The sequence below is a fragment of the Acrocarpospora phusangensis genome (genome assembly GCF_016862995.1).
Taxonomy (GTDB): domain Bacteria; phylum Actinomycetota; class Actinomycetes; order Streptosporangiales; family Streptosporangiaceae; genus Acrocarpospora; species Acrocarpospora phusangensis.
Genome location: NZ_BOOA01000083.1, coordinates 12,534 through 35,130 on the forward strand (window position 1 = coordinate 12,534; position 22,597 = coordinate 35,130).

Here is a 22,597-nt window from a genome sequence, read left to right on the forward strand (position 1 = left end):
TTCACGGGTGCACGCTTCGAGCGTATGGTTAGCCTTATTGCAGCACTTCCTAGCAGATCTTATTCGCGCTTTTCGACTGAAAACGTCACACGTCTACTATTTCCGATTGTTGGTGGTAGCAATGATGAGATCCGTGACTGTCTTCGGGTGTTAGAGGACATAGGTCTAATAGGAAGCGTTGGAGGCTATGCTCGTAGCCCGAGAGGTGACAAAGTTGCAAAGGACCTTAGAAAAGGTGAACGCTATTCTTTGGTAATGGCAGTCTTGCGCTCGGGTTTGATTGCGGACCAAATTCAATACTTGTTATCTGTTAGTCGATATGAAAATGGGGCTCTATATTTTGGAGTGCCTGAGGCGAGAAGAGGATCGGCTCAGTTGCTGGGGCTTGTTTCTTGGTTGCCTGAGTATGCTACTGGATCGCCTGCGCATGTTTACGGGCAACTCTGCGAAGAGCTCACGTCGGCGTGGAACCTCAGATCTGCTGCGGTAGTTTCGGTGGGAGACGAGCGTCAGCGAGTAGGGGAACGTGCTGAGCTTTATAGCCTTCAGCTTCAGCGCCAGAACTATCTATCGATTGGCGCTCAAATTGCATGGGTTTCTCAAGAGGCTCCGAACTTAGGCTATGATATTGAGATACGATCGCCTCGGCCTATCAAGTGTATCGAGGTCAAGGGGAGTAGGGCGCCAAGCCTTAGCTTCATCCTTAGCGATAATGAGTGGCAAGCTGCCTTGAGGCTCCAAGATGTATACGAAATCAACTTTTGGGGCGATGTTCGCCTCGATGAATCTGCACCGCAAGGTTACGCACGCCTTACGGGGTTGGGCTTCCCGATAGTAATCGAGAACCCCGCGACTGTTTTAACTCGTTCGCCGTACGTTATACAGCCGCAGGGCTGGAAAGTTCGGCTAGAATGATATTGCTTGCTGTAGTGATGAATCGTTTCTCAGGTATGTGTGAGGGGAGCGAGTTCGGCCGGCAGGGCGGGGCGGGCCGCGACCGGCCGAAGAGCCGCAGCGCGGCCTGCATCCGCCCCAGCGCAGGCCCCGCAGGGCCGCGCTCTTGATGTTGTAGAGAGAAGTTTCTTTGGATCATGTTCCGGGTTCGGCGTCTGCCCAGGTGCGTTCGAAGCTGGTCAGGTAGACGTGGGCGCTGCCGTCCTGCTGGCCGGCGCTGAGGTGGATGACGGGAGCATCGGCAGCGGGGGTGCCGTAGATGTGGGCGTTGACGAGTAGCTGTTCGTCGGCGCGGTAGATGGAGTTGTAGAGCACGGTGCGATGGAACCTGAACTCGATGCCCGCCAGGCCGCGTAAGGGCTGGTAGAGGGTGATGGCGTTGCGGATTCTCGCGGTCATGGTGTGGGGGCCGATGTGTTCTTCGGTTCCGCGGGCGGCGACTTCGGGGCTTTCGGGGTTGCCGAGCAGGATGCGTACCCGGGTGCCGGTGGCGGCTTGGTGGGCGATCAGGCGGAGGAGTCCGGCGTCTTCGGCGAGGAACAGGCTGCTGTAGGCGAGGATGCCGATGTCCTGGCCGGCGGATTGGAACAGGTTTCGCCAGACGGTGTGGGGGACGGCCCAGCGGTGCGGGTAGACGGCTAAGACTTCGTCGGAGATGTGCTGGTGGGGTGGGGTGATCTGGGGCCAGAGGTGGGTTTCGTCGAGGTTGAGGAGTTCGGCGATGGCCCAGCGGTGGCGGGGGTAGGGGATGCGGCCTTTGAGCCAGCGTTCGACGGTTTTGGGGTCGACGGCCAGGGCTGCCGCGAGGTCGACGGGTTGCAGGCGGGCTCGGTTGAGGGCGTAGCGCAGGTTGTCGCTCACGGGCGCCTCTCCGGGGGCGTGGGCTGTGGCTGCGACGCTAACACAAGAAGTCCCTAGACGTCCCTGAGTCGTGGTGGGAAGGTCCAAGCCGCCGTCAGAGGCTCGACCAGCACAGGGGCGTACCGGACCCCCTGGCTGATCGAAGGGGAATCCACCGCCGATGAACCAGATCCTCGAACAGCAACGCGAGTACGAACGCAAGCAACTCACCGCGTTAAGCGAAGAACTGACAGCCCGAGGCATCACCACCGTCCTGCTGGTCGACCAGAACCAGCGCCTGGCCCTGGACGTCGTCGACACCAAGTTCCGTACCCGCCGGATCTACGTCCACCTGTCGTTCTGGTGGTTCTACTGGGGCGACCAGGCCGACGAGCGGGTCTCCTGCCTGCGGCTGCGTAAAGCCGTCCTCTACGTAGAGGCGGCTGCGCAAGCCGGGTGGCGCGACGGGGAACAGGCAGACCTGATCGTCGACCTCAGAAAGGTCGCCGATGCCTACCACTCCTGATCCGGACATGGGCGGGTCCGTGCAAGAGCAGGGCTTGATGAGCGGTTGGCGGGTCTACCCCAAGGTCGCCGCCCGACTCCGGTCCCGGATCGCATCCGGCCACTACGCCGCGGGGGAACTGCTACCCGCTGAGGGGGCATTGTGCACAGAGTTCCGGATCTCGCGGAACACGGTGCGGCGGGCTCTCGCCAACGTCGAAGCGGAGGGCCTCGTGATCACCATTCCGTCCAAAGGGCGGATGGTCCGGGCGACCGATCAGCTGACCCGTGAGCCGTATCTGTACATGGCTTTGGCGAAAGCGCTGCGGGAAGAGATCACGACGGGCGTGCTGGCACCGGGTGCGGCGATGCCGAGTGAGGACGCGTTGCAGCGCCGGTTCAACGTGTCACGGGCCACCACCCGTTCGGCGTTGCAGCAGTTGCAGCGTGAGGGCGTTGTCGTGGTCGGTCACGGCAAGCGGCGATTCGTCGCCGAGCGAACCGACTCCCTCCGCGATCGGCTGCCCAGCGAGCCACGCCTGTACCGGGTCGTCGCGAGCACCTTGCGGGAGGAGATCGCCGCGGGCGTGCCGGCGCGGGGTATGGCGATGCCGAGTAACGCCGCGATACAGCGCCGGTTCGGGGTCTCGTGGACGACGGCACGCTCCGCGCTGCTGACGTTGCAGCGCGAGGACCTGATCACTGCCGGAACAGATGGCCGGTGGTTCGTGCGTCAGCCTGACGTGCACAGTTAGGACGTCCTGGGACGTCCAGGTGTTCGGTCTAGGTGGCGTGCGGGGTGGCGTGTCTATCGTGAGCGCCATGGGATACCTCGTATGGGCTCGTGAGCTGGCTCAAAAGGTGTTGGAGCGGCCGTTGCCGCGACGGTGGGAGCACTCGCAGGGGGTCGGGCGGCGGGCTGAAGCGCTCGCCCCGATCCTCGGCAAGGACGCCGACATTCTGGCCGCCTCGGCGTGGCTGCACGACATCGGGTACGCGCCGGATCTGATCGACACCGGATTCCACCCGATCGACGGAGGCCGATACCTGCGGGACGTGCACGGCGCCGACGAGCTGCTGTGCCGTCTGGTCGCCCATCACACCTGCGCCGAGATCGAAGCCGATGAACGCGGGCTGCTCGACATCCTCACCGCCGAGTTCCCGAAACAGCGCGGGGACCTGGTCGAGGCGCTGACCTTCTGCGACATGACCACCAGCCCGGACGGTCTTCCGCTGACCGTGACCGAACGGCTGGCGGAGATCCGCGCCCGGTACGGCCCTGAGGACGCGGTCACCTGGACCATCAACCGGGCTGAGCCGTGCATCCTGTCGGCGGTCCGCGCGGTGGAGTCCCGGCTGACCTCAGCCAATGTGGGGCTGGGATGCCTGGTCTAGGGAACGGTTCTGGTGCTGGTCGAGGTAGTGGCCGATGCGCAGGCGCATCGAACGATCCATCCTCAGCTCCCTGACCTGGTCGCGTGGCACCCAGCGGACTTGGGTTGATTCGCTGCTGGGGGTCGGCTCGCCGGCCACGGCAACCGCGGTCACGACGATGGAGAACTCCTGCCGTGCTTCCCCGTTGCTGGTATAGAGGATCACGTGGCGTGGGTCGGTGTAGGTCCCGACCAGCCCAGTGATCTCACACTCGATACCGGTCTCCTCCAGCGTCTCCCGGACGGCTGCCGCGGGGAGTGACTCGCCGAGATCGATGGAGCCGCCGGGGACGGCCCAGTTGCCGTTGTCGCTGCGGCAGATCATCAGAATGTCGCCGGCCGTGTTGGTGACCACGACGTTCACGGAGGGGACGAGGCTGTTGGGTGCGGGCGCGTCCGGGTCGTCGTAGAAGTCGATCCGCTGGCCCATAGTTCAGGACTCTACCGGGATCGCCTGGGACCACACCCGCTCGAAGCTTTCAAGGTAGGTGGTCACCATGTCCCCGCCGACCACCCGCCGTAGATGCAAGACCGGGGCGTTGGCGGCCGGAGCCCCGTAGACGTGGGTGTTGACAAGCAACTGATCATCCGCCCGGTAGATCGAGTTGTACAGCACCGTGCTGTGCAGACGGATCTCCACCGTCTCCAGCGCGCGAATCTGCTTGAACAGCACCAGCGCGTTCTTCACCTTGGCGGCCATGCCCTCGTCGATGCCCTCATCGGCGCCTCGCCGGGCGACCTCCGGGCTGGCGGGGTCGCCGAACAGAATGCGTACCCGTACGCCCGCTTCCGCGCGTTCGCCGAGAACCCGGACCATGCCCGCGTCCTCGGCCAGGAACATGCCGCTGTAGACGAGCACTCCGATCTCGTCCTTGGCCGCCGAGAACAGACGTCCCCATATGTCCCTCGGGACGGCCCAGCGGTGCGGGTACACCGAGACGATCTCGCTCTCCGAAGCTGAGGCCACCTGCTCGCGGGTGAGGGCCTCGGGCCACAGGTAGGACTCCTCCATTCCCAGATGGGAGGAGACCGCGTACCTGTGCTTTCGGTACGGAGCCCGGCCTTTGGTGATCCACCGCTCGACGGTCTTGGGGTCCACCTCGATGGCCGCCGCCAGGTCCGCGACGCTCACCCCGCGCTCCAGCAACGCCGCGCGCAGTCGCTCGTTCGCCATCTCACCTGCCCGTTCGGGACATCCGGGGACGTGGCCATCGTAAACCGGACGTCTTGAACACGTCCGGTCATGCAGTGATCTCGTCCTTACTGTTCGCCGCACTCTCGATAGCGCCAACCCAAAGCAACACCGGCCGAAAGGAGAGTGAGTGATCATGCCAGACACGATCGCCCAACCCCAGGACGAATCGCCCACCTGCATCTGCGGGGCGCTCCTGGCCGACGGGCAGCAGCTGTGCCGCAAGTGCGCCGCCCGCCAGCGGTGGATCCGCCGTCAGAACGCCCGGCTACGCGCCGACCGGCGGCGCGGCGAGACCCGCCGGCCTCCGAGGAACCCGCACCGCATGAGCGCGCTGGGAGCGACTCGATGACCTGGCTGCCGCTGATCATCGCACTCGTCTTGGCTATCGCTGTCGCGGTCGGCTAACGTCGTGGTCCTGGTCGGGATGCGCCAGGAGGACAACCGCAGGCACCTGCCCACCGACGCCCCGACCGTCTCGGCCGCGTTCGCCCGGCGGGTGACCGGTTGCCACGTCCACGACGCCGGTCCTAGGCGCCGGCCTTCCGAGCGGCTGCGGGCAACGCCGCTTCCATCTGCTCCAGGCGTCGAGTCAAGTCCTGCACGGCACTACGCAGAGCGGTGACCTCGGCTCGCAGGTCTCCATCCTGTGCAAGCTGGTCGTCCTCTCGGACGAAGACTCCCTTGCCCTGCTGGCCGACGACAAGGCCCTCGTTGCGCAAGATGCCCATCGCCATCTTCACCACCGACAACGAGGCGTCGAACTGCTCGGCCAGCTGGGCGGTGGACGGCAGCGGCTCTCCGGGCGCGAGAAGGCCGCCGCGAATCCGCTCCCGCAGTTCATCGGCGATCTGAAGGTATCCGGGCCGGCCCGTCTTCTTGACCATCGCCCCTCATCTCACCACGAGGAACTCAACCAAGCCAACCACGAGCACATTGACAGCCAAGCCAACTAGGTTAACCATGTTGGCTATGTGAGCAAAGGAGGTCTACGACATGCGAACCATCCCGATTCCCGTCGATGCGGCCAAGCTCGTCTTCACCTGCGTGAAGGCCCCACACCCCCGCGTCCTGAACCGCGACACCGGAGAGATCAAGCTCGACAAGACTGGCCAGGCCATCTACGAAACCGTCCTGTCGGTCGAAGACGACTTCGGCCGCATCGAACTCGTCAAGATCGGCACCTCCGGCGATCCCGGCGTCACCGCCGGATCGGAGGTAACCCCGATCGGCATGATCGGCTACGTCTGGGAGACCTCCGGCCGGTGGGGCATCTCCTACCGAGCCGCATCCTTCCAACCCGCCTACTCGCGACCGGCGGACGGCGGACATGCCTGACACCCTGCCGGAGCTCCTCGCCTTACCCGGAGTCCTGGCCGCCCTGGCGGCTGGGCTCTGGGCCTGGCGCCGCTTCCACCCCGTCTCGTTCTGGTACGTCCTCGCTTACCCGCTCACCGCAGTCGGCATCCGCGCTAGCTGGCGCAAAGTCGCCCTCGGCTGCGGCCTCACCAAGAAACGCCAGCGCTTCTGGTGGACCGTCACTCCGGCCGCGATCGTCTCCACCGGCACCGTGAAAGTCCGCCGGACCTTCCGCCGCGTCGCCGTCGACACCAAACCGTGGATGTGGTTCCCCCTCCCCACCCGGTACGGCTGGCGCGTCACCATCCGCCTCCTGGAAGGCCAGATCCCCGCCGACTACTCCGAAGTCGCCGAACGCCTCGCCCACTCCTGGGGAGTCCACGCCGTCCGGGTCTCCTCCGACAAACCCGGTCGGATCCGCCTCAACGTCACCATCCATGACCCGCTCATCCGCGTCGACCAGATCCCGCCCTCGACCGACCTGCTCAAGGTCACGGTCGGACGGCTGGAAACAGGCGGCGCTTGGCTGATCGACTTCACCACCGTCCCACACTGGATCAACGCCGGAGCAACCCAGTCGGGAAAATCGAACCTCGCCAACGCGCTGCTGGTCGGCCTCGCTCCCCAACCGGTCGCGCTGGTCGGTTTCGACCTCAAAGGCGGCGTCGAATTCACCCCGTACGCGCCGCGCCTGTCGGCGCTGGCCACTTCCCGCAGCGAATGCAGTGATCTGCTGGCCGATCTGATCGGCCGCATGGGCCGGTGCCGGACCGCCGGCGCCCGCAACATCTGGCAGCTACCAGCAGACGATCGGCCGGTCCCCATCGTGGTCCTGGTCGACGAACTGGCCGAGCTGTACCTGATGGCCGACAAGAGCGAGAAGGACGAGATCGCCCGCATCTCCACCGCGCTCCTGCGCATCGCCCAACTCGGCCGCGCCTTCGGCATCTACCTGTTCTGCTCCGGCCAGCGAATCAGCTCCGAACTCGGCCCCGGCGTCACCGCCCTGCGCGCCCAGTGCTCCGGACGCATCTGCCACCGGGTCAACGATCCCGAGACCGCCACCATGACCCTCGGCGACCTCGATCCGTCCGCCCTGGACTCCGCCCGCGCCATCCCCGCCGAAAAGCCCGGCGTCGCCATCGTCGCCCACCAAGACGGCCACTGGTACCGCGCCCGCTCCTTCCACATCCCCGAGAAGACCGCCGAACAGGCCGCACACACCTACGCCCACCTCACCCCGAACTGGGCCGACATCCGCGCCGAAGCCAAGATCCCCGCCTGACGATCACGAAGGGAGGAAGCCCCTGATGCGCACCGTGTCCGCCTGGCTGATCGACACCGGCCCCGTCCTGGTCCTGGCGCTCATCGCCGGTACGGGCTCCTTCACCCACATCCGCGACACCGCCACCGAACACGGCCAGGACGGCTGGATGGCCTGGGCCGTGGCCGTCTGCATCGACCTCACCTGTGTCATGGCCGCCCGCGAACGCCAACGCGACAAGAAGACCCGCCGCACGCGGCAGGGCTGGACCTCCTGGCCCACCCTCGTCCTGGTCGCCGGCATCGTCCTGTCCCTGGCCGCCAACCTCCACCAAGCCGAACCCACCACCTGGGGATGGCTCACCGCGGCCACCCCAGCGGGCGCCTTCCTGATCGCCGTCTCCATGCTCGAACGCCGCGCCACCAACCCACACCCCGAACCGTCCACGGCATCCGAACTGATCCCGGCACCTAAGGACGTGACCGCTGAGAGCACCGGCCTATCCGTCCTCGGCCCGTCCCCGGCGCCCGTCCTCGTCCCCACCGTCCAGGACGGCCAGGACGGCCAGAACGACCGGTCGGCTCCGGCTTCATCGCTGATCGACTACGCCCGCCGCGTAGCCGACGAACACCACGCCCGACACGGCAAACCCATCACCCGCGACATGCTCCGCACCCGCCTCGGCGTGTCCAACAAACTCGCCTCCGACCTGCTGCGCGACATCCGCGCCCACCCAGAACCCGCATGACCAGAGAAAGGAGGACACCCATGAACAACTCAGAACCGGCCGAACTCGACGAACTCCCCGAGATCGAGCCCAAGCGCTGGCAGTGCTGCCACTGCGGCGGAACCGGCTCGGACTCCTACGGCGACACCTGCCGCCACTGTGACGGGCTCGGCAACTGCTGACCCGTCAACGCCTCCGGCCTGGCCGCACATCCGCCAAGACACACGCCAGGTCGGAGGCCCTCCCTCACCCGAACGAGCGAAAGGAGATACCCATCTTGCCTCGAAACGCCACCAACACGCATGCGATCACGGGGGTGATCAACCGCCTCAACAGTCAGGACTTCGACCGTTGGGCCGTCCAGATCCGGCGCGCCGGCGGCTGCCGTCAGCCGATCCACCTGCGCGGCAAGGTTGAACACCGTGATAGAGCCACCGGTGCTCTGCTTCACAGGTACAGCACTCGCCTGGAACCGGGCGGCGTGCTGCGGATTCCGTGTAAGACTCGGCGAGCTTCCCGCTGTGAATCCTGCGCCGAGACGTACCGGGCCGACACCTATCAGCTCATCCGCGCGGGCCTGGCCGGCGGCAAGGGCGTGCCCGTGACGGTGATCACGCACCCGTGCCTGTTCGTCACGCTCACCGCGCCATCCTTCGGGCTCGTCCACACCCGACGCGAACGGAACGGGAAACCGGACCCGTGCCACGCACGCCGCGCCGCTGCTACCTGCCCGCATGGCGTCGTCATGTCCTGCACGGTCCGCCACTTGGTCACTGATCCCCGCCTCGGCGAACCGCTGTGCCCCGACTGCTACGACTACACGGGCTCGGTCCTGTTCAACGCTTTGGCGCCGCTGTTGTGGAAACGATTCACCGACGCGTTACGCGGTCGCCTGGCCAAAGGCGCGGGCCTGGCCGCTAAGGCGCTTCGGGAACAGGCCGTAGTGTCCTTTGCCAAGGTCGCCGAATACCAGCGCCGCGGAGTCGTCCATCTTCACGCCGTGATCCGCCTCGACGGCCCGGACGGGCCCGTCTCCCTGCCTCCGGTCTGGGCAACGGGGGAGATCCTGACTGATGCCGTACGGCATGCTGCAAACGTCGTCTCTGCCGTGGGCCTTGCCAGCCGCAAGCCGCTGCGCTGGGGTGATCAGCTCGACATTCGCCCGATCACTCTGAACGGCGACCTCACCGCCCAAGCCGTCGCGGCCTACGTCGGGAAGTACGCCACCAAAGCCGCAGAATGCATCGGAGTCATCGACCGTCGCATCTATCCCCTCGACGACCTGGCCGCGCTGCCCATCCGCGACCACGCCCGCCGACTGGTGGCCGAATGCTTCCGCCTTGGCGGGCTGGACGAACTGGACGGCCTCCGACTCCTCATGTGGGCTCACATGCTCGGCTTCCGGGGTCACTTCTCCACTCGATCCCGCCACTACTCGACCACCCTCGGAGCACTCCGGGCGGCCCGCACTGACCATGTCGTCGACCACAAGATCACCACCGGACGGCTGTTACTCCTCGACGAGAACACCGTTCACGTGATCTCTGACTGGACCTATGCCGGACGTGGGCTCAGTTCGGGTGAAGCGCTTTTGGCCGACGCGATCCGGGACGGTGTGCGATGACCCGCCGCGACGAGCTGATGGGCGTCTCGGAGGTCCTCAACGAGCTGGGCATCTCGCGGCGGACCTTCTACCGCTGGCGCGAGCTCGGCCACGCGCCCAAGTGCCTCAAGCTGCCCAACGGCGAGATCCGCGTGTGGCGCAGTGACCTCACGACCTGGTTAGCGACTCTCAAGGAGGCCGCGTGAACACCTCCTATGACGTGAAGTTCTGGGAGACCCGCCGGAACAGCGCCAGCAAGACACCGTCCTACACCGTGCGTTGGACGGTCGGCGGGCTGGCGAAGTCCAAGACCTTCCGGACAAAGGCACTGGCCGACAGCTTCCTTTCTGACCTCCGACAGGCAGCGAAGAGGGGTGAGGCTTTCGACCTGAAGACTGGACTCCCTGAGTCCATGCTTGCGCCAGCCAGGAACGAAGGGCCTACCTTCCTGACCTTCTCGCAGTCCTACCTAGCGGGCCGATGGGTCCACCTTTCCGCCTTGAGCCGGGAAGCTGTCGCATACGCGCTGTTGTCGATGCTGCCCATGCTGGTCAAGGACATCCCGAACCGTCCGGAAGACGACGATCTTCGGGCTGTCCTCCGTACTTACGCCCTGCTTCCCGAGAGCCGTAGGTCAGAACTGCCAAAGCAGCTGGAGAAGGCGCTTGGCTGGCTTGAAAAGGCATCGCTTCCCCTGGCCGACCTAGCTGAGCCGCGCGTTATCCGGCTGGCGCTGGACTCGATCGCGCTTACGTTCGCGGGCAAGTCTGCGGCGGCCACCACGGTACGGCGTAAGCGGGCGATCTTGCACCACATGATGGAGTCAGCGGTTGAGCTGAGGTTGCTGCCGTCGAACCCACTCCACGCCGTGAAGTGGAAGCGGCCGGTGGCTGCGGATGCCGTCGATCCTGGGACCGTGGTCAACCCGGCTCAGGCGCGGGCCCTGCTCGACGCGGTCGGCCGGGTGGGCCGGACGCGTGGGCGTCGCATGGTCGCCATGTTCGCGTGCATGTATTACGCGGCTCTGCGTTCGGAGGAGGTCGCCGCACTTCGACGCCAAAACTGCCACCTCCCAGAGGAGGGGTGGGGCGTGATCACGCTCGAACGCGCTCGTCCGCAAGCGAACAAGCGGTGGAGCGACTCAGGCGAGTCCCACGATGAACGCGGGCTCAAGCACCGGGCCGTCAAGGAGACGAGGACGATACCCATACCGCCGGTCCTTGTCGCACTGCTGCGGGCGCATATCGACGAGTACGGCGCGGCGGCCGATGGCCGGCTGTTCCGTACAGGGCAGGGAAGCCGTTACTCCGCCTCGGCCTGTTCGCAGGTCTGGCAGGAAGCCCGTCGACTGGCCTTCACCCCCGAGCAACTCGTCTCGCGTCTGGCGGCTCGTCCGTACGACCTTCGACACGCGGCGGTCTCGCTATGGCTGAACGCGGGCGTCCCGGCGCCCGAGGTAGCTAAACGGGCGGGGCACAGCGTTGATGTCTTGCTCAAGGTCTACGCAAAGTGCATCGATGGCCATCAGTCCCGCGCGAACGGTCAGATTGACCACGCTCTCGACGAATGATCCATAGCTCTCCGGAAGGCCTCGGCTCATGCCGGGGCCTTCGTGTTTTCGGGCCATGACCTGGCCAAACGCCGTGAAGATCATTCCGTGTATATTCCGCGACTACTGACAAACAGCCGCCTACGGCGGCATCTGGCTGCTCAGGTGGCGTGAACCTACGTCGGAGAAGGCACAGGTCACACGGCATTTCGCCTGGTCAAAGGGTGCCCCCGGTAGGAATCGAACCTACGACACCAGGTTTAGGAAACCTGTGCTCTATCCCCTGAGCTACGGGAGCTTGGTCTGCAGGCTAAGCCTAGCGAAAGTGCGGGGTGGTGCGCGCCAGGATAAGGCGCGCCGGGCGGGAGGACTGGTCAGTAGTGGTCTGACCTGCGGTAAAGGGCTGGCAAGGGGGGATGTTAGGGGTGGGTGGGGTGGTTACGGTCGCTGTTCGTGATTGGACGGCGGGGGATGCGGGCGAGTCGGCGGCGCAGAGGGTTGCGGCCTGCTGTGCTGGTGGTGGCGGTGCTGGCGCCTGCGGTGCTGGCGATCGGGTTGTTGGTGGCTGAGCTCACCGACTACGGGGTGAAGGGTCGGGGGGCCTTTTCGATTGTGCTGGAGCGGCAGGACGATCCTCAGATGATGGGGCCGGTTCTGGTGCCGGCTCCGGCGCGGCCGGATCGGGTTTATGAGGGGACGGTGCCCGCGCCGCGGCGGGCGACCTCGGATGTGGGGCCGATGCCGTTGCAGGCGGCTCCGGCGCGGCAGGAGGTGCCCCGGCCTGCCCGTACGGCTTCGCCGGCGGTACAGGCGGAGTGTCCGGATGACTGGGCAGACACGTGGCTTTGGGAGCTTTGTCAGGAAGATGCGCGACAGCCCGCCTAGGGGATAACGGGAAAAAGAGCCGAAGTTGGTATGTAACGGCTCTGGGGACTCGGGCCCGAACACTCGCCGGGCTGTAGTAACGTGCGTGCCTGACCGGGGTCACGAGTTCGCAAATGGAGGAGTCGATCGTGCCAGCTCCTCGATCAGCGGGTCTGATCGTGGTCGTCATGGTGCTGACTTCGCTCGTGGCGGCCGAGGCTCGCGCCGAGCCTGCGAAGGTGACGACTGCCGACATGGTCGAGTCGTCCGCTGTGGAGACGGTGAAGGCGGATCCCGGCACGCTGACGGAGTTGCGGCGTGAAGCGGAGAAGGCGACCAAGGGAATCGAGCAGGCCACGAAGGCCTTGGTAGCGAGCCAGAAGGAGTTCGACACCTCGGTACGTCAGCTCGAAGGCAAGCTGACTCAGCTGCGGACCGCTGACGCCCAGCTCGCCCTGGTCCGGCGCCCGCTCTCCGACCTGGTCGAATACATCTACCAGGACCCTTCGTCCTCGGGCTTGGGCCCGCTTCTGACGAGTGGTAGCGGGCAGAACGCGTTGCGGACGATGAGCGACGTCAATCAGCTCGCGACGGGCCGGAACCGCGTGGTGGACGACGCCGGCAAGCTGTTCGAGGAGCGGGAGAAGCTCGCGGCGGAGTCGCAGGAACTGCGTGCGACCAAGCTGCTTCAGGAGGCGCAGCTCTCCTTCGAGATCGACACGTTGCGGAAGCAGTCGCAGCAGACGGTGAAGTCGCTGACCACGGCGCTGGCGAAACTGGGGGTGAAGCGGGGCGGCGGGGCTTGTGACCCTACTCGGGTCGTCGAGGCGGATCAGTACGCCAACGGGTTGCTGCCGCGGAACATGCTCTGCCCGTTGCCGTTCAAGGGGGAGGAACTGCGGGCCGATGCGGCGATCGCGTTCGCCGACCTGAACCTCGCGTACAAGAAGCGCTTCGGGCAGCCGTTGTGTGTGGTCGACAGCTACCGGAGTCTGCGCGACCAGCAGATCGTCTACTACCAGCGGCCCGGTCTGGCGGCCATTCCGGGCCGAAGCAACCATGGGCTGGGCCTCGCGGTCGACTTCTGCGGAGCCATCCGGGTGTACAAGTCGACCGAGTTCGTCTGGTTGGAGCAGAACGGTAAGCGCTTCGGATGGATTCACCCGGACTGGGCCTACGTGAGCCCATTCGAGCCGTGGCACTGGGAATACGACCCGAAGGTCGGTTCCCTCCTCTGAGCGGCCCTCTGAGCCCTCCTAGACCTGCCCTGTACGGCTACCGCTTCCCTGCTCCGACACGGGCGTGAGCTCCGACGTACAAGCACTGCACCGAGTGGCCGCCTTCGGCACCTCGGTAAGACATTGGGGGCACTCGCGGGTCTCCTTCGGCTCGGCGGGTGCGAATCGCGCCATGAGCAGCTCGTACGGCCGGACGATGAAGAAGTACACGACGGTGGCCACGATGAGGAACGACACCAGGGCGTTGAGGAAGTTGCCGTAGCCGATCACGGCGTCGCCGATCTGCCACTTCAGATTGCCGAAGTTCGGCGCGCCGGCGATCGCGGAGAGGGCGGGCGTCAAGACGTCCTTCACGAACGAGTTGACGATGGCGGTGAATGCCGCGCCGATGACCACCGCGACCGCGAGTTCGATGACGTTGCCGCGTAACAGGAACTTCTTGAATCCGCCCATGGTTCCCTCTCGTGCCCGTGCTTGAAGTCCCAAACCTTAGCGCGGGTGGATGGCTATCGAGAGACGGGCGCCGGACTGTGCGGCAGCCAGTTGGGCGGCCTGCCACTGGCTTGTCGCCAGGACCAGAAGCGCGCCTTCTGATCTGTCGTCGTCGGAGGTCGCGGCGAGGACGGTGACTCGGCTGACCACTGGGCCACCGTTCGCGATCAAGACGGTTGTGGCACCGGCGAACTCCATGTCGGCGACCACGGACTGCTCTGGCGCGCCTTGCTCACGGGCTGCTGTGGGAATCGCGCCGTCGGATGACGATAAGAAGGCTCCGCTCGGAGCTGCCAGAACGTCGATGATGTCGCCTGGTGCGACCAGTTGTGCCACGTCGGCATCGGCGATCCGGACAGGAGTTGCCACCAGTCCAGGATGCTGCCCGGCCAGGAGGCCTCCGCCCAGGAGCCGTACGTCAGTCAGCGGCTCGCCCCGGCGTATCGGGCCGGTGAGAACTCGACCGGCGACCGTGGTGCCGGGCTCCAATACCCCGTCCGGCAGAACTGCGGAAGGGATGCGAAGCACCGTCAAATCGGCCATCGAGAGCCGGCCGCCGGGCAGATCCCGGGCGGCGGCGAGCACCTCAACTCCCTCCGAGCCGCTCACCGTCAGAAGAGCACAGGCGACCGAACATCCTGCGAGAATCGCGGCCAGCAGACGGCGGCGCCGCCCGAGGAACCTGGTGATAGCACGCATGATCGAACTCCGATCTGGGATGGGTTGGCTTTTCGGCACCGTGGGAGGCCATACGGCGACCGAGTACTGCCAGCCAGTGTTTGGCGCACCCAAACGCCTCCGCCGAGCGCACAGACGTTCCGGCAGCCGGCTCCCACAGGTGCACGGTCCTGCCAATACTGTTCAGCAGCGAGCGATCTTCAGCACCATCTAGCAACGTGTCGGCCTGTTTGCTGAGCCTGAGTGATCATGGAGCCGCACAACAGCCAACCTGGCGTCTAATCTATTCGGTAGGCACTTCTAAGATCGCCTAGCAGGATGGCGCGAGGTCGTCGCTTCTTGCCGTTATCCGGTGTCGTTATCGCAGGTGGTTGCTTCGCGCCGTACCGGCGCCAAGGGTGACCGGTTTCTTCTGTCGATTTCCCTAAGAGCGCCTAACAGAATGACCCGAGGCACTGGCCTTCCGCCGTTATCCGGCGCCGTTAACGCAGGTGACGCTGCTTGCCGCACCGGCGCCAAGCATGATCGGCTTCATTCTGTTAGGGGTCCTAGGGAGCCTGCAGGAATCCAACTTGCGGTTCGGTAGAGAGTTCGCCGAAGTGAGAGGCTTGAAAATCTTGGATTATTCCTCTGCGAGCCCTAAGCGTTGCCGCTGGCCAGCACTGTAAGGCGCGAACAACTCGGCGGGGCGCGGTGCACAGGGAAGCTCATCGGCGCCCTGGCTCCGGCTGAACCAGTGGATCAACCGAGAATCCGGCTCTCTGATTGCCCGCCAGGGCTCACCGGCCCCCACGCGTGTGAGTGCATCGTGCAGCCCGTCGAAGACGAATGGCTGTGAAATGAGAGGCGAAACAGCTAGGGGAGTTCGAAGGGCAGCTTTATCCCGTCCAAGGCGTTCCCGCAGGAGCACTCGCGCTCCTCCGGCAGGGCCTGCACCACGTCCGCGACCAGCGACCGCATGCGTTTGATGTTGGCAGCGAAGAACTCAAGCACCTCGGCATGGGTGACGCCTTCCCCGGCCTCGACCCCGGCGTCGTGATCGGTCACCAGCGCCATCGTCGTGTAGCAGAGGGCCAGTTCCCGCGCGAGGACCGCCTCCGGATGCCCGGTCATTCCGATGATCGACCATCCTGCGTCCGCGAACCACCGCGACTCGGCCCGGGTGGAGAACCGGGGACCCTCGATGACCACCAGGGTGCCGCCGTCGACAGTCTCCCAATCGGCGGCGCGAGCCGTCCCGACCGCCGCCGCCCGCCCAGCAGGACAGTACGGATCGGCGAACGACACATGCACGGCCCCGCCCGCGTCGTAGAAGGTCTGCACCCGCCCCGACGTCCGGTCAACCAGCTGATCGGGAACCACCAGCGCGCCGGGACCGAGTTCGGCCTTCAACGAGCCGACGGCACTGGGAGCGATCACCTGCCGCACCCCGAGAGACCGTAATGCCCAGAGGTTGGCCCGGTAGGGGATGCGGTGGGGCGGGAATCCATGGTCACGCCCGTGCCGGGGAACGAACGCGACCCCGCGCCCCCCGATCCGGCCCAGCGTCACCTTGTCGCTGGGCGGCCCGTAGGGCGTCGAGACGTCGATCTCCTCGGCGTCGTCGAGAAGGGAGTAGAACCCTGAGCCGCCAATGACCCCGATGTCCACACGATTGACCATGCCGCCGACCCTAGCGAATCACGCCGCCGTCGTCCTGGCCCGGGTTCCAGCCTGTGGATAACCGCGGGACCCTGTGGACAACGTAATTGACGGGTGGCTCGGGCTGTGAGAATGGTTACACGCAACCCGGCGACGCGCCGGTCGGGGCTCAGGCGGCCGACGTCGAGGAAGAGGAGGAAGCCGTGGACGACGTCGAAGACGACGTGCTGGCAGCGGGCTTGGACTCCGTCTTGGCGGAGCCGGTCTCACTCTTGGCCGGCGTCGACGCGGCGGTGGACGAGCTCGACGAACGGTTATCCGTGCGGTAGAAGCCAGACCCCTTGAACACGATCCCCACGGCGTTGAAGACCTTGCGGAGCTGGCCCTGGCACGCCGGGCATTCAGTGAGTGCGTCATCCGTGAACTTCTGGACAACCTCGAGCTGCTCACCGCAACTGGTGCAGGCGTACTGGTAGGTGGGCACCGCGCTCCTCCTCGTGAACTGGCACTCGACCGGTGCGACTGCTAAATGATAAGCCAACTGAGAAGCTGAAACAGAACATGGCGGGTGTTTAGTCCCCGCTCTCGCCGTACCAGCCTGCGAGTTTGCCTCTTCTGCTGACCGCGCGCAGGCGGCGCTCGACTGTGTCGCGCTGGGCTGCCGTGGTCACGACCAGGAGTTGGTCCTCGGCGCGCAGGCGGGTGGTGCCGCCGGGGACGAAGGAGCGGCCGTCGCGGACGATCATGGTGATCGCCGCGTCCGACGGCAGGCGGAGTTCGAAGATTTCGACGCCATGCATTTTCGAGCCCGTGGGGATCCTGACCTGCAGGAGGTCGGCGTTGAGTTCTTCCAGGGGGGCCGCTTCGACGTCCAGGTCGCGGGCCTCGCCCTCTGCGGACAGGCCGAGCACCCGGGCCAGGAAGGGCAGGGTCGGGCCCTGCACCAGCGTGAAGACGATCACGATGACGAAGACCAGGTTGAACATGCTCGCTGTGCCGCTCGCCGCCCAGGGGATGGTGGCGAGCACGATCGGGACCGCGCCGCGCAGTCCCGCCCAGGACAGGAAGACCTGCTCGCGCCATGTCACCCGGCCGATCCGCCCGAGCCGTACGAGCGCGGTGGAGCCGACCACGGAGAGGGGGCGGGCGAGCAGGACCAGCGCCAGACCGGCCACCAGGCCGGGGACCACGGCATTAGGAAGTTCGGAAGGGCTGGCGAGCATGCCGAGCATGACGAAGAGGCCGATCTGGGCGAGCCAGGCGGCGCCCTCCGCGAAACCGCGGGTGGCCGAGCGGTGGGGGAGGCGGCTGTTGCCGATGATCAGTGCCGCCACGTACACGGCGAGGAAGCCGCTGCCGTGCGCGACCACGGCCCCGCTGTACGCGAGGAACGCGATCGCCATCACCGCGATCGGATACAGGCCGGACGCGGGGAGGGCGACCCTGCGCAGCAGATATGCGGCGGCGGGGCCGACGGCCAGGCCGACGATGGCGCCGATGGTGAGTTCGGAGACCGAGGTGAAGAGAACGTTCCAGATGGACGGATCCGGCGCGTTGACCTGGCTCAACACGATGACGATGATCACCGTCGGGGCGTCGTTGAATCCGGATTCCGCCTCCAGGACTCCCGCGAGCCGGGGCGGCAGCGGCAGCCTGCGCAGGACCGAGAAGACCGCGGCGGCGTCGGTCGAGGCCAGGATCGCGCCGAGAAGGAGCGCGGAACGCCAGTCCATGCCGAGAAGTCCGTGCACGGCGGCGGCCAGCACCACGATGCTGATCCCCACCCCGACTGTGGCGAGCACCAGCGCGGTCGGCACGGCTTTGCGCACGTGCTCCCAGTTCGTCGTCAGGCCACCTTCGGCCAGGATGACCGCCAGCGCGATCAAGCCCAGCTGCTTGGCCAGCATGGCGTTCTCGAAATGGATCTCACCGATGCCGGACTCACCGAGCAGCAGGCCGAGACCGAGATATATGAGCAGGGAGGGCAGCCCGGTGCGATGGGCTATCCGGACGGACGCGATCGCCGCAATCACGATCACCGCGGAGACGAGAAGCCAGCCGTCAAGCTCCAGCTGCACCCGGTCCCCTTTCTCGTTTTACGACAATCCTGTCACACCTGTCACAAAGAGTCCCGATGGGAGCGCCGCATACCGAACGGGACGATCGTGCGCTTCGCCGGGGACGCCGTCGATCAGTTCTCCTTCGTGCAGCAGTGCCACCGTGGGCACATTCGGGCCCACGCGGGCCAGCGCCCGGTCATACGATCCGCCGCCGCGGCCCAGCCGGATGCCCGACGATCGGTCGACGGCCAGCGCTGGGACGATCACCAGTGCCGCGGTGCGGATCGTGTCCACGCCGCGCCGGGTGTCCACCGGCTCCATGATTCCGAAAGGCCCTGGAGCGAGTGAATCAGGCCCGTCGTACACCGCCCAGTCCAAATCGCCGTCGGGCTGCAGAACGGGGAGGATGACGGTGGCCCCATGCTTCCACAGGGCGAAAACGAGGCCGTGCGTCGAGGGTTCCGAGCCGATCGACCAGTACGCGGCGACCAGTCCGGCCATCTGGACCCAGGGCTGGTCGAGCAGCGTCTCCCTGATGATCCGCGCGCCATCACGGTGCGAATTCTCATCAATGCGGGAACGTTCACTCAGAATTTCACGCCTGAGCTTCAACTTGTCCAAAGACGCCTCCACTAGGGTTCCAATCATGGGTGCTGACTTCGATTCCGTGACGAAAGCCGTCATCCCGGTCGCCGGGCTGGGTACGCGGTTCCTCCCCGCGACCAAGTCGACGCCGAAGGAGATGCTGCCGATCGTCGACAAGCCGGCCATTCAGTATGTAGTCGAGGAGGCGGTCTCCGCCGGGCTGCTCGACGTTCTGATGATCACCGCGCGCAACAAACGGTCGATCGAGGACCATTTCGACGTGGCCTACGAGCTGGAGGGTGCGCTCCGGGCCAAGGGCGACGAGGAACGCCTGTCCCAGATTCAGGAGCCCGTCGATCTCGCCACCATGCACTACATGCGTCAAGGCCAGCCTAAGGGCCTCGGCCACGCCGTCCTGTGCGCCAAACAGCACGTCGGTAACGAGCCGTTCGCCTGCCTGCTGGGCGACGACCTGATCGATCCGGCCGATCCGCTGCTCAGGCGCATGATCGAGGTCCGGCAGACGTACGGTGGAAGCGTGATCGCGCTGATGGAGGTGCCGCACGAGCAGGTCTCCCTGTACGGCTGCGCCGCCATCGCGACCACGGACGAGGACGACGTGGTCCGTGTCACCGATCTGGTCGAGAAGCCGGCGCCCGAGGACGCGCCGTCCAACTGGGCGATCGTCGGACGGTATGTGATCGATCCTGCGGTCTTCGAGGTGCTGGAGAAGACCCCACCGGGGCGCGGCGGCGAGATCCAGCTCACCGACGCGCTGCGTACCCTCGCCGACAGAGGTCCGGCCGAGGGCGGTCCGGTGCACGGCGTGCTGTTCCGCGGCCGGCGGTACGACACGGGCAACAAGCTCGAATACCTCCAGACCGTCGTGCAGTTCGCTGCGCAGCGTGAGGATCTCGCGCCCGAGTTCCTGCCGTGGCTGCGACAATTCCTGAATGAGGTCCAGTCCTAGCGCCATGAAGCCGGTCGAGCGACATCTCGCCGACATCCTGAGTACGGTGCGGCCCCTGGCCCCGCTTGAGGTCGATCTTGAGCGGGCTCTGGGTACCGTTCTGGCCGAAGACGTGACGGCTCCGGTGTCGTTGCCGCCGTTCGACAACTCGGCCATGGACGGTTACGCGGTGCGTGCCGGGGACATCGTGGACGTCCCTGTCAGCCTGCCGGTGACCGAGGATGTGGCCGCCGGGGACGGAGCGCTTCGGGCGATCGGTCCTGGGCTGGTGGCGCGCATCATGACGGGTGCGCCGGTGCCGGCGGGTGCGGACGCGGTCGTTCCCGTCGAGTGGACGGACGCGGGCATCACGAAGGTCACCTTTCACCGGCCGGTCCAGCCCGGTAACGCGATCCGCCTGATCGGGGAGGACGTGCGGGCCGGGGATGTGGTGCTGCGTCAGGGTACTCGCATCGGGGCCGCGCAGCTGGGGATCCTGGCCGGGGTGGGCCGTCGGCGGGTGCGGGTACGGCCTCAGCCGCGCGTGGTGGTTCTCTCGACCGGAGCGGAACTAGCCGAACCGGGCGGGACGCTCGGGCCTGGGCAGATCTGGGAGTCCAACAGTTTCATGCTGGCCGCGGCCGTCCGTGAGGCGGGGGCCGAGGGGTTCCGCGCCGGAGCCGTCACCGACGATCCGAACCGGTTCCTCGACATCCTCGACGCGCAGCTGCTGCGTGCGGACGCCGTGATCACCAGCGGCGGGGTCTCGATGGGGGCGTACGAACCGGTGAAAGAGGCGCTCGCGCCGCTGGGAAAGGTGGCGTTCGAGAAGGTCGCCATGCAGCCGGGGATGCCGCAGGGCTTCGGCGTGGTCGGCGACGACAATGTCCCGATCTTCACGTTGCCCGGCAACCCCGTCTCGGCGTTCGTGTCGTTCATCCTGTTCGTCCGGCCCGCGTTGCGGCATATGCAGGGTTTGCCCGCCGGGCTTCCCGAGACGGTCCGCGCCACGACCACGGCGCCGCTGCACTCCCCGCTCGGGCGGCGCTCGTTCCTGCGCGCTGTCCTGACCGGCGGCACCGTCGCTCCGGTGCACGGGCAGGGTTCCCACCAACTCGCCGCGCTGGCCTCGGCCAACGCGCTCGTCATCGTGCCCGAGGACGTGACCGAACTCGCCGAGGGCTCCTCTGTGGAAGTGATCCCGCTGTGAACCTCAGCCATCTGGACGAATCCGGCGCGGCCCGCATGGTCGATGTGTCGGAAAAGCCGGTCTCCGCCCGTACGGCTACCGCGTCGGGGCGGGTTCTGCTGTCCGAGGAGGCGGTAGCCGTACTGCGATCGGGGGATGTGCCCAAGGGGGATGCGCTCGGGGTGGCGCGGATCGCCGGGATCATGGGGGCGAAGCGGACTCCGGATCTTGTGCCGCTCTGTCATCCGATCGCCTTGCATGGGGTGAAGGTTGAGCTCACTGTGGTGGACAGTGGGGTCGATATCGTCGCCCGGGTTAAGACGGCGGACAAAACGGGTGTGGAGATGGAGGCGTTGACGGCGGTGACGGTGGCCGCGCTCGGGCTCATCGACATGATCAAGGCCGTGGATCCGGCCGCGGTGATCACCGATGTCCGGGTCGAGGAGAAGACCGGCGGGAAGACCGGCGTCTGGACCCGGCCATGACCTCGGTACGCGCCCTGGTGATCACGGCCTCCAACCGGGCGGCGGCGGGCGTTTATCCGGATAAATCCGGTGTGCTGCTGGTCGAACTGCTCACCTCTGCCGGGTGTGAGGTCGACGGGCCTCGGGTCGTTCCCGACGGAGAGCCCGTCGAGGCCGCTCTGCGGGCGGGTGTCGCTGAAAGTTACGACGTCATCGTGACCACCGGGGGCACCGGGCTTACCCCGACCGATCTCACGCCTGAGATGACCCGGCGGGTCATCGATCGGGAGATCCCCGGCATCGCGGAAGCTGTACGCCAGGTAAATCGGGATAAAGTTCCCACCTCCATCCTTTCCCGCGGGCTGGCTGGGCAGGCAGGCTCCACGCTTGTGGTCAATCTGCCTGGGTCGACTGGGGGCGTACGGGACGGTATGGCCGTGCTCGCGCCGATCCTCGCGCATGCCGTCGATCAGATCCGGGGTGGTGATCACCGTGGTTGATCTGAGCGGGCGACGAAGCGAATGAGGGCGAAAAGTGTGACAGCGGCTGCCCGGTCGGTCGCGTCATCGACACGTATACCGGCTGACCGTGTGCTCTTCCGCACACCCGTCGTGGCGGACACACACTCTTCCGGGGATGATTGAATCGTGGATCGACTGCGCGGCTGGCCCGCGACCCTGGCGGAGGGGCCCGTGGGGCTCCGTCCGCTCCGGCTGCGTGACGTGCGCGCGTGGCGGGACACGCGGCTGCGCAACGCGGACTGGCTGCGGCCGTGGGAGCCCAGCAACCCGGAGACGCCGCTGTTTCGCACCGGTCTCGGGCCGTACGTCTCGATGGTCGGGACCCTCAAGCGGGAGGCGCGCCAGGGGCTGGCTCTGCCGTGGGTGGTCACGTACAACGGGGTTTTCGCCGGTCAGTTGACGGTCGGGGCGATTGTCTGGGGATCGGCGCGTTCCGCCCAGGTCGGCTACTGGGTGGACGGGGCCCTGGCCGGTCGCGGCATCATCCCGAC

General features: G+C 66.1%; 29 protein-coding genes and 1 tRNA gene. 19 read left to right on the forward strand and 11 right to left on the reverse strand.

Features of this window, described 5'->3' with window-relative positions:
• Positions 1-255: 255 nt before the first annotated feature.
• Positions 256-915 carry a protein NO VEIN domain-containing protein gene (locus Aph01nite_RS42760; RefSeq protein ID WP_204045107.1) on the forward strand — a complete coding sequence of 220 codons (660 nt, stop codon included), beginning with the start codon at positions 256-258 and terminating at the stop codon, positions 913-915.
• 174 nt (positions 916-1,089) lie between these two features.
• Here the strand turns inward: Aph01nite_RS42760 and Aph01nite_RS33770 are convergent, their stop codons facing one another.
• Positions 1,090-1,815, reverse strand: coding sequence for an XRE family transcriptional regulator (locus tag Aph01nite_RS33770; protein ID WP_204045108.1), 726 nt, complete (start codon positions 1,813-1,815; stop codon positions 1,090-1,092).
• Positions 1,816-1,975: 160 nt separating this feature from the next.
• Between Aph01nite_RS33770 and Aph01nite_RS33775 the strand changes: the two genes are divergently transcribed.
• The 3 genes from Aph01nite_RS33775 (at position 1,976) to Aph01nite_RS33785 (ending at position 3,693) form a co-directional block, all read left to right on the forward strand.
• A complete protein-coding gene (locus tag Aph01nite_RS33775; RefSeq protein WP_204045109.1) occupies positions 1,976-2,320 on the forward strand; it encodes a hypothetical protein in 345 nt (114 codons plus the stop codon).
• 37 nt (positions 2,321-2,357) lie between these two features.
• On the forward strand, positions 2,358-3,053 hold the full coding sequence (locus Aph01nite_RS33780) for a GntR family transcriptional regulator (protein WP_275419330.1): 696 nt from the start codon (positions 2,358-2,360) through the stop codon (positions 3,051-3,053).
• A 67-nt stretch (positions 3,054-3,120) separates the two neighbouring features.
• Entirely contained in the window at positions 3,121-3,693 is a 573-nt protein-coding gene (locus Aph01nite_RS33785; protein WP_204045111.1) for an HD domain-containing protein, read from the forward strand.
• Here Aph01nite_RS33785 and Aph01nite_RS33790 read toward each other — a convergent pair.
• Together Aph01nite_RS33790 and Aph01nite_RS33795 are read right to left on the reverse strand one after the other, a co-directional pair.
• Positions 3,661-4,161 (reverse strand): NUDIX hydrolase, encoded by a 501-nt coding sequence (locus Aph01nite_RS33790; RefSeq protein WP_204045112.1) that lies wholly within the window; start codon positions 4,159-4,161, stop codon positions 3,661-3,663. The genes Aph01nite_RS33785 and Aph01nite_RS33790 overlap by 33 nt on opposite strands.
• A gap of 3 nt (positions 4,162-4,164) precedes the next feature.
• The gene (locus Aph01nite_RS33795; RefSeq protein WP_204045113.1) at positions 4,165-4,905 is read right to left on the reverse strand and encodes a DUF5919 domain-containing protein; all 741 of its coding nucleotides are present in this window, start codon (positions 4,903-4,905) and stop codon (positions 4,165-4,167) included.
• Between the two features lie 154 nt (positions 4,906-5,059).
• On the opposite strand from Aph01nite_RS33795, the gene Aph01nite_RS33800 reads away from it, so the two are divergent.
• Positions 5,060-5,275 carry a hypothetical protein gene (locus tag Aph01nite_RS33800; protein WP_204045114.1) on the forward strand — a complete coding sequence of 72 codons (216 nt, stop codon included), beginning with the start codon at positions 5,060-5,062 and terminating at the stop codon, positions 5,273-5,275.
• A 178-nt stretch (positions 5,276-5,453) separates the two neighbouring features.
• On the opposite strand, the gene Aph01nite_RS33805 is transcribed toward Aph01nite_RS33800, so the two are convergent.
• The gene (locus Aph01nite_RS33805; protein WP_204045115.1) at positions 5,454-5,810 is read right to left on the reverse strand and encodes a GntR family transcriptional regulator; all 357 of its coding nucleotides are present in this window, start codon (positions 5,808-5,810) and stop codon (positions 5,454-5,456) included.
• A 109-nt stretch (positions 5,811-5,919) separates the two neighbouring features.
• On the opposite strand from Aph01nite_RS33805, the gene Aph01nite_RS33810 reads away from it, so the two are divergent.
• From Aph01nite_RS33810 to Aph01nite_RS33840, 7 genes are all read left to right on the forward strand, one after another.
• Complete coding sequence (locus Aph01nite_RS33810; protein ID WP_204045116.1) at positions 5,920-6,261, forward strand: SCO3933 family regulatory protein; 342 nt, start codon at positions 5,920-5,922, stop codon at positions 6,259-6,261.
• A complete protein-coding gene (locus tag Aph01nite_RS33815; RefSeq protein ID WP_204045117.1) occupies positions 6,254-7,567 on the forward strand; it encodes an FtsK/SpoIIIE domain-containing protein in 1,314 nt (437 codons plus the stop codon). The genes Aph01nite_RS33810 and Aph01nite_RS33815 overlap by 8 nt, the downstream gene beginning before the upstream one ends.
• Positions 7,568-7,592: 25 nt before the next feature.
• A complete protein-coding gene (locus Aph01nite_RS33820; RefSeq protein WP_204045118.1) occupies positions 7,593-8,294 on the forward strand; it encodes a DUF2637 domain-containing protein in 702 nt (233 codons plus the stop codon).
• A 20-nt stretch (positions 8,295-8,314) separates the two neighbouring features.
• A complete protein-coding gene (locus Aph01nite_RS33825) occupies positions 8,315-8,455 on the forward strand; it encodes a hypothetical protein (RefSeq protein ID WP_204045119.1) in 141 nt (46 codons plus the stop codon).
• Between the two features lie 134 nt (positions 8,456-8,589).
• The gene (locus tag Aph01nite_RS33830; RefSeq protein ID WP_204045120.1) at positions 8,590-9,897 is read left to right on the forward strand and encodes a replication initiator; all 1,308 of its coding nucleotides are present in this window, start codon (positions 8,590-8,592) and stop codon (positions 9,895-9,897) included.
• Positions 9,894-10,082: a helix-turn-helix transcriptional regulator gene (locus Aph01nite_RS33835; protein WP_204045121.1), complete on the forward strand. Its 189-nt coding sequence runs from the start codon at positions 9,894-9,896 to the stop codon at positions 10,080-10,082. Before Aph01nite_RS33830 ends, Aph01nite_RS33835 begins: the two co-directional genes overlap by 4 nt.
• The gene (locus tag Aph01nite_RS33840; RefSeq protein WP_204045122.1) at positions 10,079-11,446 is read left to right on the forward strand and encodes a tyrosine-type recombinase/integrase; all 1,368 of its coding nucleotides are present in this window, start codon (positions 10,079-10,081) and stop codon (positions 11,444-11,446) included. The genes Aph01nite_RS33835 and Aph01nite_RS33840 overlap by 4 nt, the downstream gene beginning before the upstream one ends.
• A 204-nt stretch (positions 11,447-11,650) precedes the next feature.
• On the opposite strand, the gene Aph01nite_RS33845 is transcribed toward Aph01nite_RS33840, so the two are convergent.
• Positions 11,651-11,723, reverse strand: a tRNA-Arg gene (locus Aph01nite_RS33845).
• 212 nt (positions 11,724-11,935) lie between these two features.
• On the opposite strand from Aph01nite_RS33845, the gene Aph01nite_RS33850 reads away from it, so the two are divergent.
• Together Aph01nite_RS33850 and Aph01nite_RS33855 are read left to right on the forward strand one after the other, a co-directional pair.
• Positions 11,936-12,310: a hypothetical protein gene (locus Aph01nite_RS33850; RefSeq protein ID WP_204045123.1), complete on the forward strand. Its 375-nt coding sequence runs from the start codon at positions 11,936-11,938 to the stop codon at positions 12,308-12,310.
• 113 nt (positions 12,311-12,423) lie between these two features.
• A complete protein-coding gene (locus Aph01nite_RS33855; protein ID WP_204045124.1) occupies positions 12,424-13,527 on the forward strand; it encodes a D-alanyl-D-alanine carboxypeptidase family protein in 1,104 nt (367 codons plus the stop codon).
• Between the two features lie 18 nt (positions 13,528-13,545).
• Here the strand turns inward: Aph01nite_RS33855 and mscL are convergent, their stop codons facing one another.
• The 6 genes from mscL to Aph01nite_RS33885 form a co-directional block, all read right to left on the reverse strand.
• A complete protein-coding gene (mscL, locus tag Aph01nite_RS33860; protein ID WP_204045125.1) occupies positions 13,546-13,980 on the reverse strand; it encodes a large conductance mechanosensitive channel protein MscL in 435 nt (144 codons plus the stop codon).
• 36 nt (positions 13,981-14,016) lie between these two features.
• Positions 14,017-14,718 (reverse strand): SAF domain-containing protein, encoded by a 702-nt coding sequence (locus Aph01nite_RS33865; protein ID WP_204045126.1) that lies wholly within the window; start codon positions 14,716-14,718, stop codon positions 14,017-14,019.
• Positions 14,719-15,552: 834 nt separating this feature from the next.
• Positions 15,553-16,359, reverse strand: coding sequence for an S-methyl-5'-thioadenosine phosphorylase (locus tag Aph01nite_RS33870; protein WP_204045127.1), 807 nt, complete (start codon positions 16,357-16,359; stop codon positions 15,553-15,555).
• Between the two features lie 148 nt (positions 16,360-16,507).
• The gene (locus Aph01nite_RS33875) at positions 16,508-16,822 is read right to left on the reverse strand and encodes an FmdB family zinc ribbon protein (protein WP_204045128.1); all 315 of its coding nucleotides are present in this window, start codon (positions 16,820-16,822) and stop codon (positions 16,508-16,510) included.
• Positions 16,823-16,910: 88 nt separating this feature from the next.
• Positions 16,911-18,416, reverse strand: coding sequence for a potassium/proton antiporter (locus tag Aph01nite_RS33880; RefSeq protein ID WP_307836816.1), 1,506 nt, complete (start codon positions 18,414-18,416; stop codon positions 16,911-16,913).
• Between the two features lie 18 nt (positions 18,417-18,434).
• Positions 18,435-19,019 carry a 5-formyltetrahydrofolate cyclo-ligase gene (locus tag Aph01nite_RS33885; protein ID WP_239162182.1) on the reverse strand — a complete coding sequence of 195 codons (585 nt, stop codon included), beginning with the start codon at positions 19,017-19,019 and terminating at the stop codon, positions 18,435-18,437.
• 25 nt (positions 19,020-19,044) lie between these two features.
• On the opposite strand from Aph01nite_RS33885, the gene galU reads away from it, so the two are divergent.
• The 5 genes from galU to Aph01nite_RS33910 all read left to right on the forward strand — a co-directional run.
• Positions 19,045-19,953: a UTP--glucose-1-phosphate uridylyltransferase GalU gene (galU, locus tag Aph01nite_RS33890; protein WP_204045130.1), complete on the forward strand. Its 909-nt coding sequence runs from the start codon at positions 19,045-19,047 to the stop codon at positions 19,951-19,953.
• Between the two features lie 4 nt (positions 19,954-19,957).
• Entirely contained in the window at positions 19,958-21,142 is a 1,185-nt protein-coding gene (gene glp / locus Aph01nite_RS33895) for a molybdotransferase-like divisome protein Glp (RefSeq protein ID WP_204045133.1), read from the forward strand.
• Complete coding sequence (moaC, locus tag Aph01nite_RS33900) at positions 21,139-21,606, forward strand: cyclic pyranopterin monophosphate synthase MoaC (protein WP_275419329.1); 468 nt, start codon at positions 21,139-21,141, stop codon at positions 21,604-21,606. Before glp ends, moaC begins: the two co-directional genes overlap by 4 nt.
• The gene (locus Aph01nite_RS33905) at positions 21,603-22,085 is read left to right on the forward strand and encodes a MogA/MoaB family molybdenum cofactor biosynthesis protein (protein ID WP_204045131.1); all 483 of its coding nucleotides are present in this window, start codon (positions 21,603-21,605) and stop codon (positions 22,083-22,085) included. The genes moaC and Aph01nite_RS33905 overlap by 4 nt, the downstream gene beginning before the upstream one ends.
• Before the next feature lie 147 nt (positions 22,086-22,232).
• Positions 22,233-22,597: GNAT family N-acetyltransferase (locus Aph01nite_RS33910; RefSeq protein WP_373872359.1), on the forward strand; the 365-nt coding region annotated here is incomplete at its 3' end.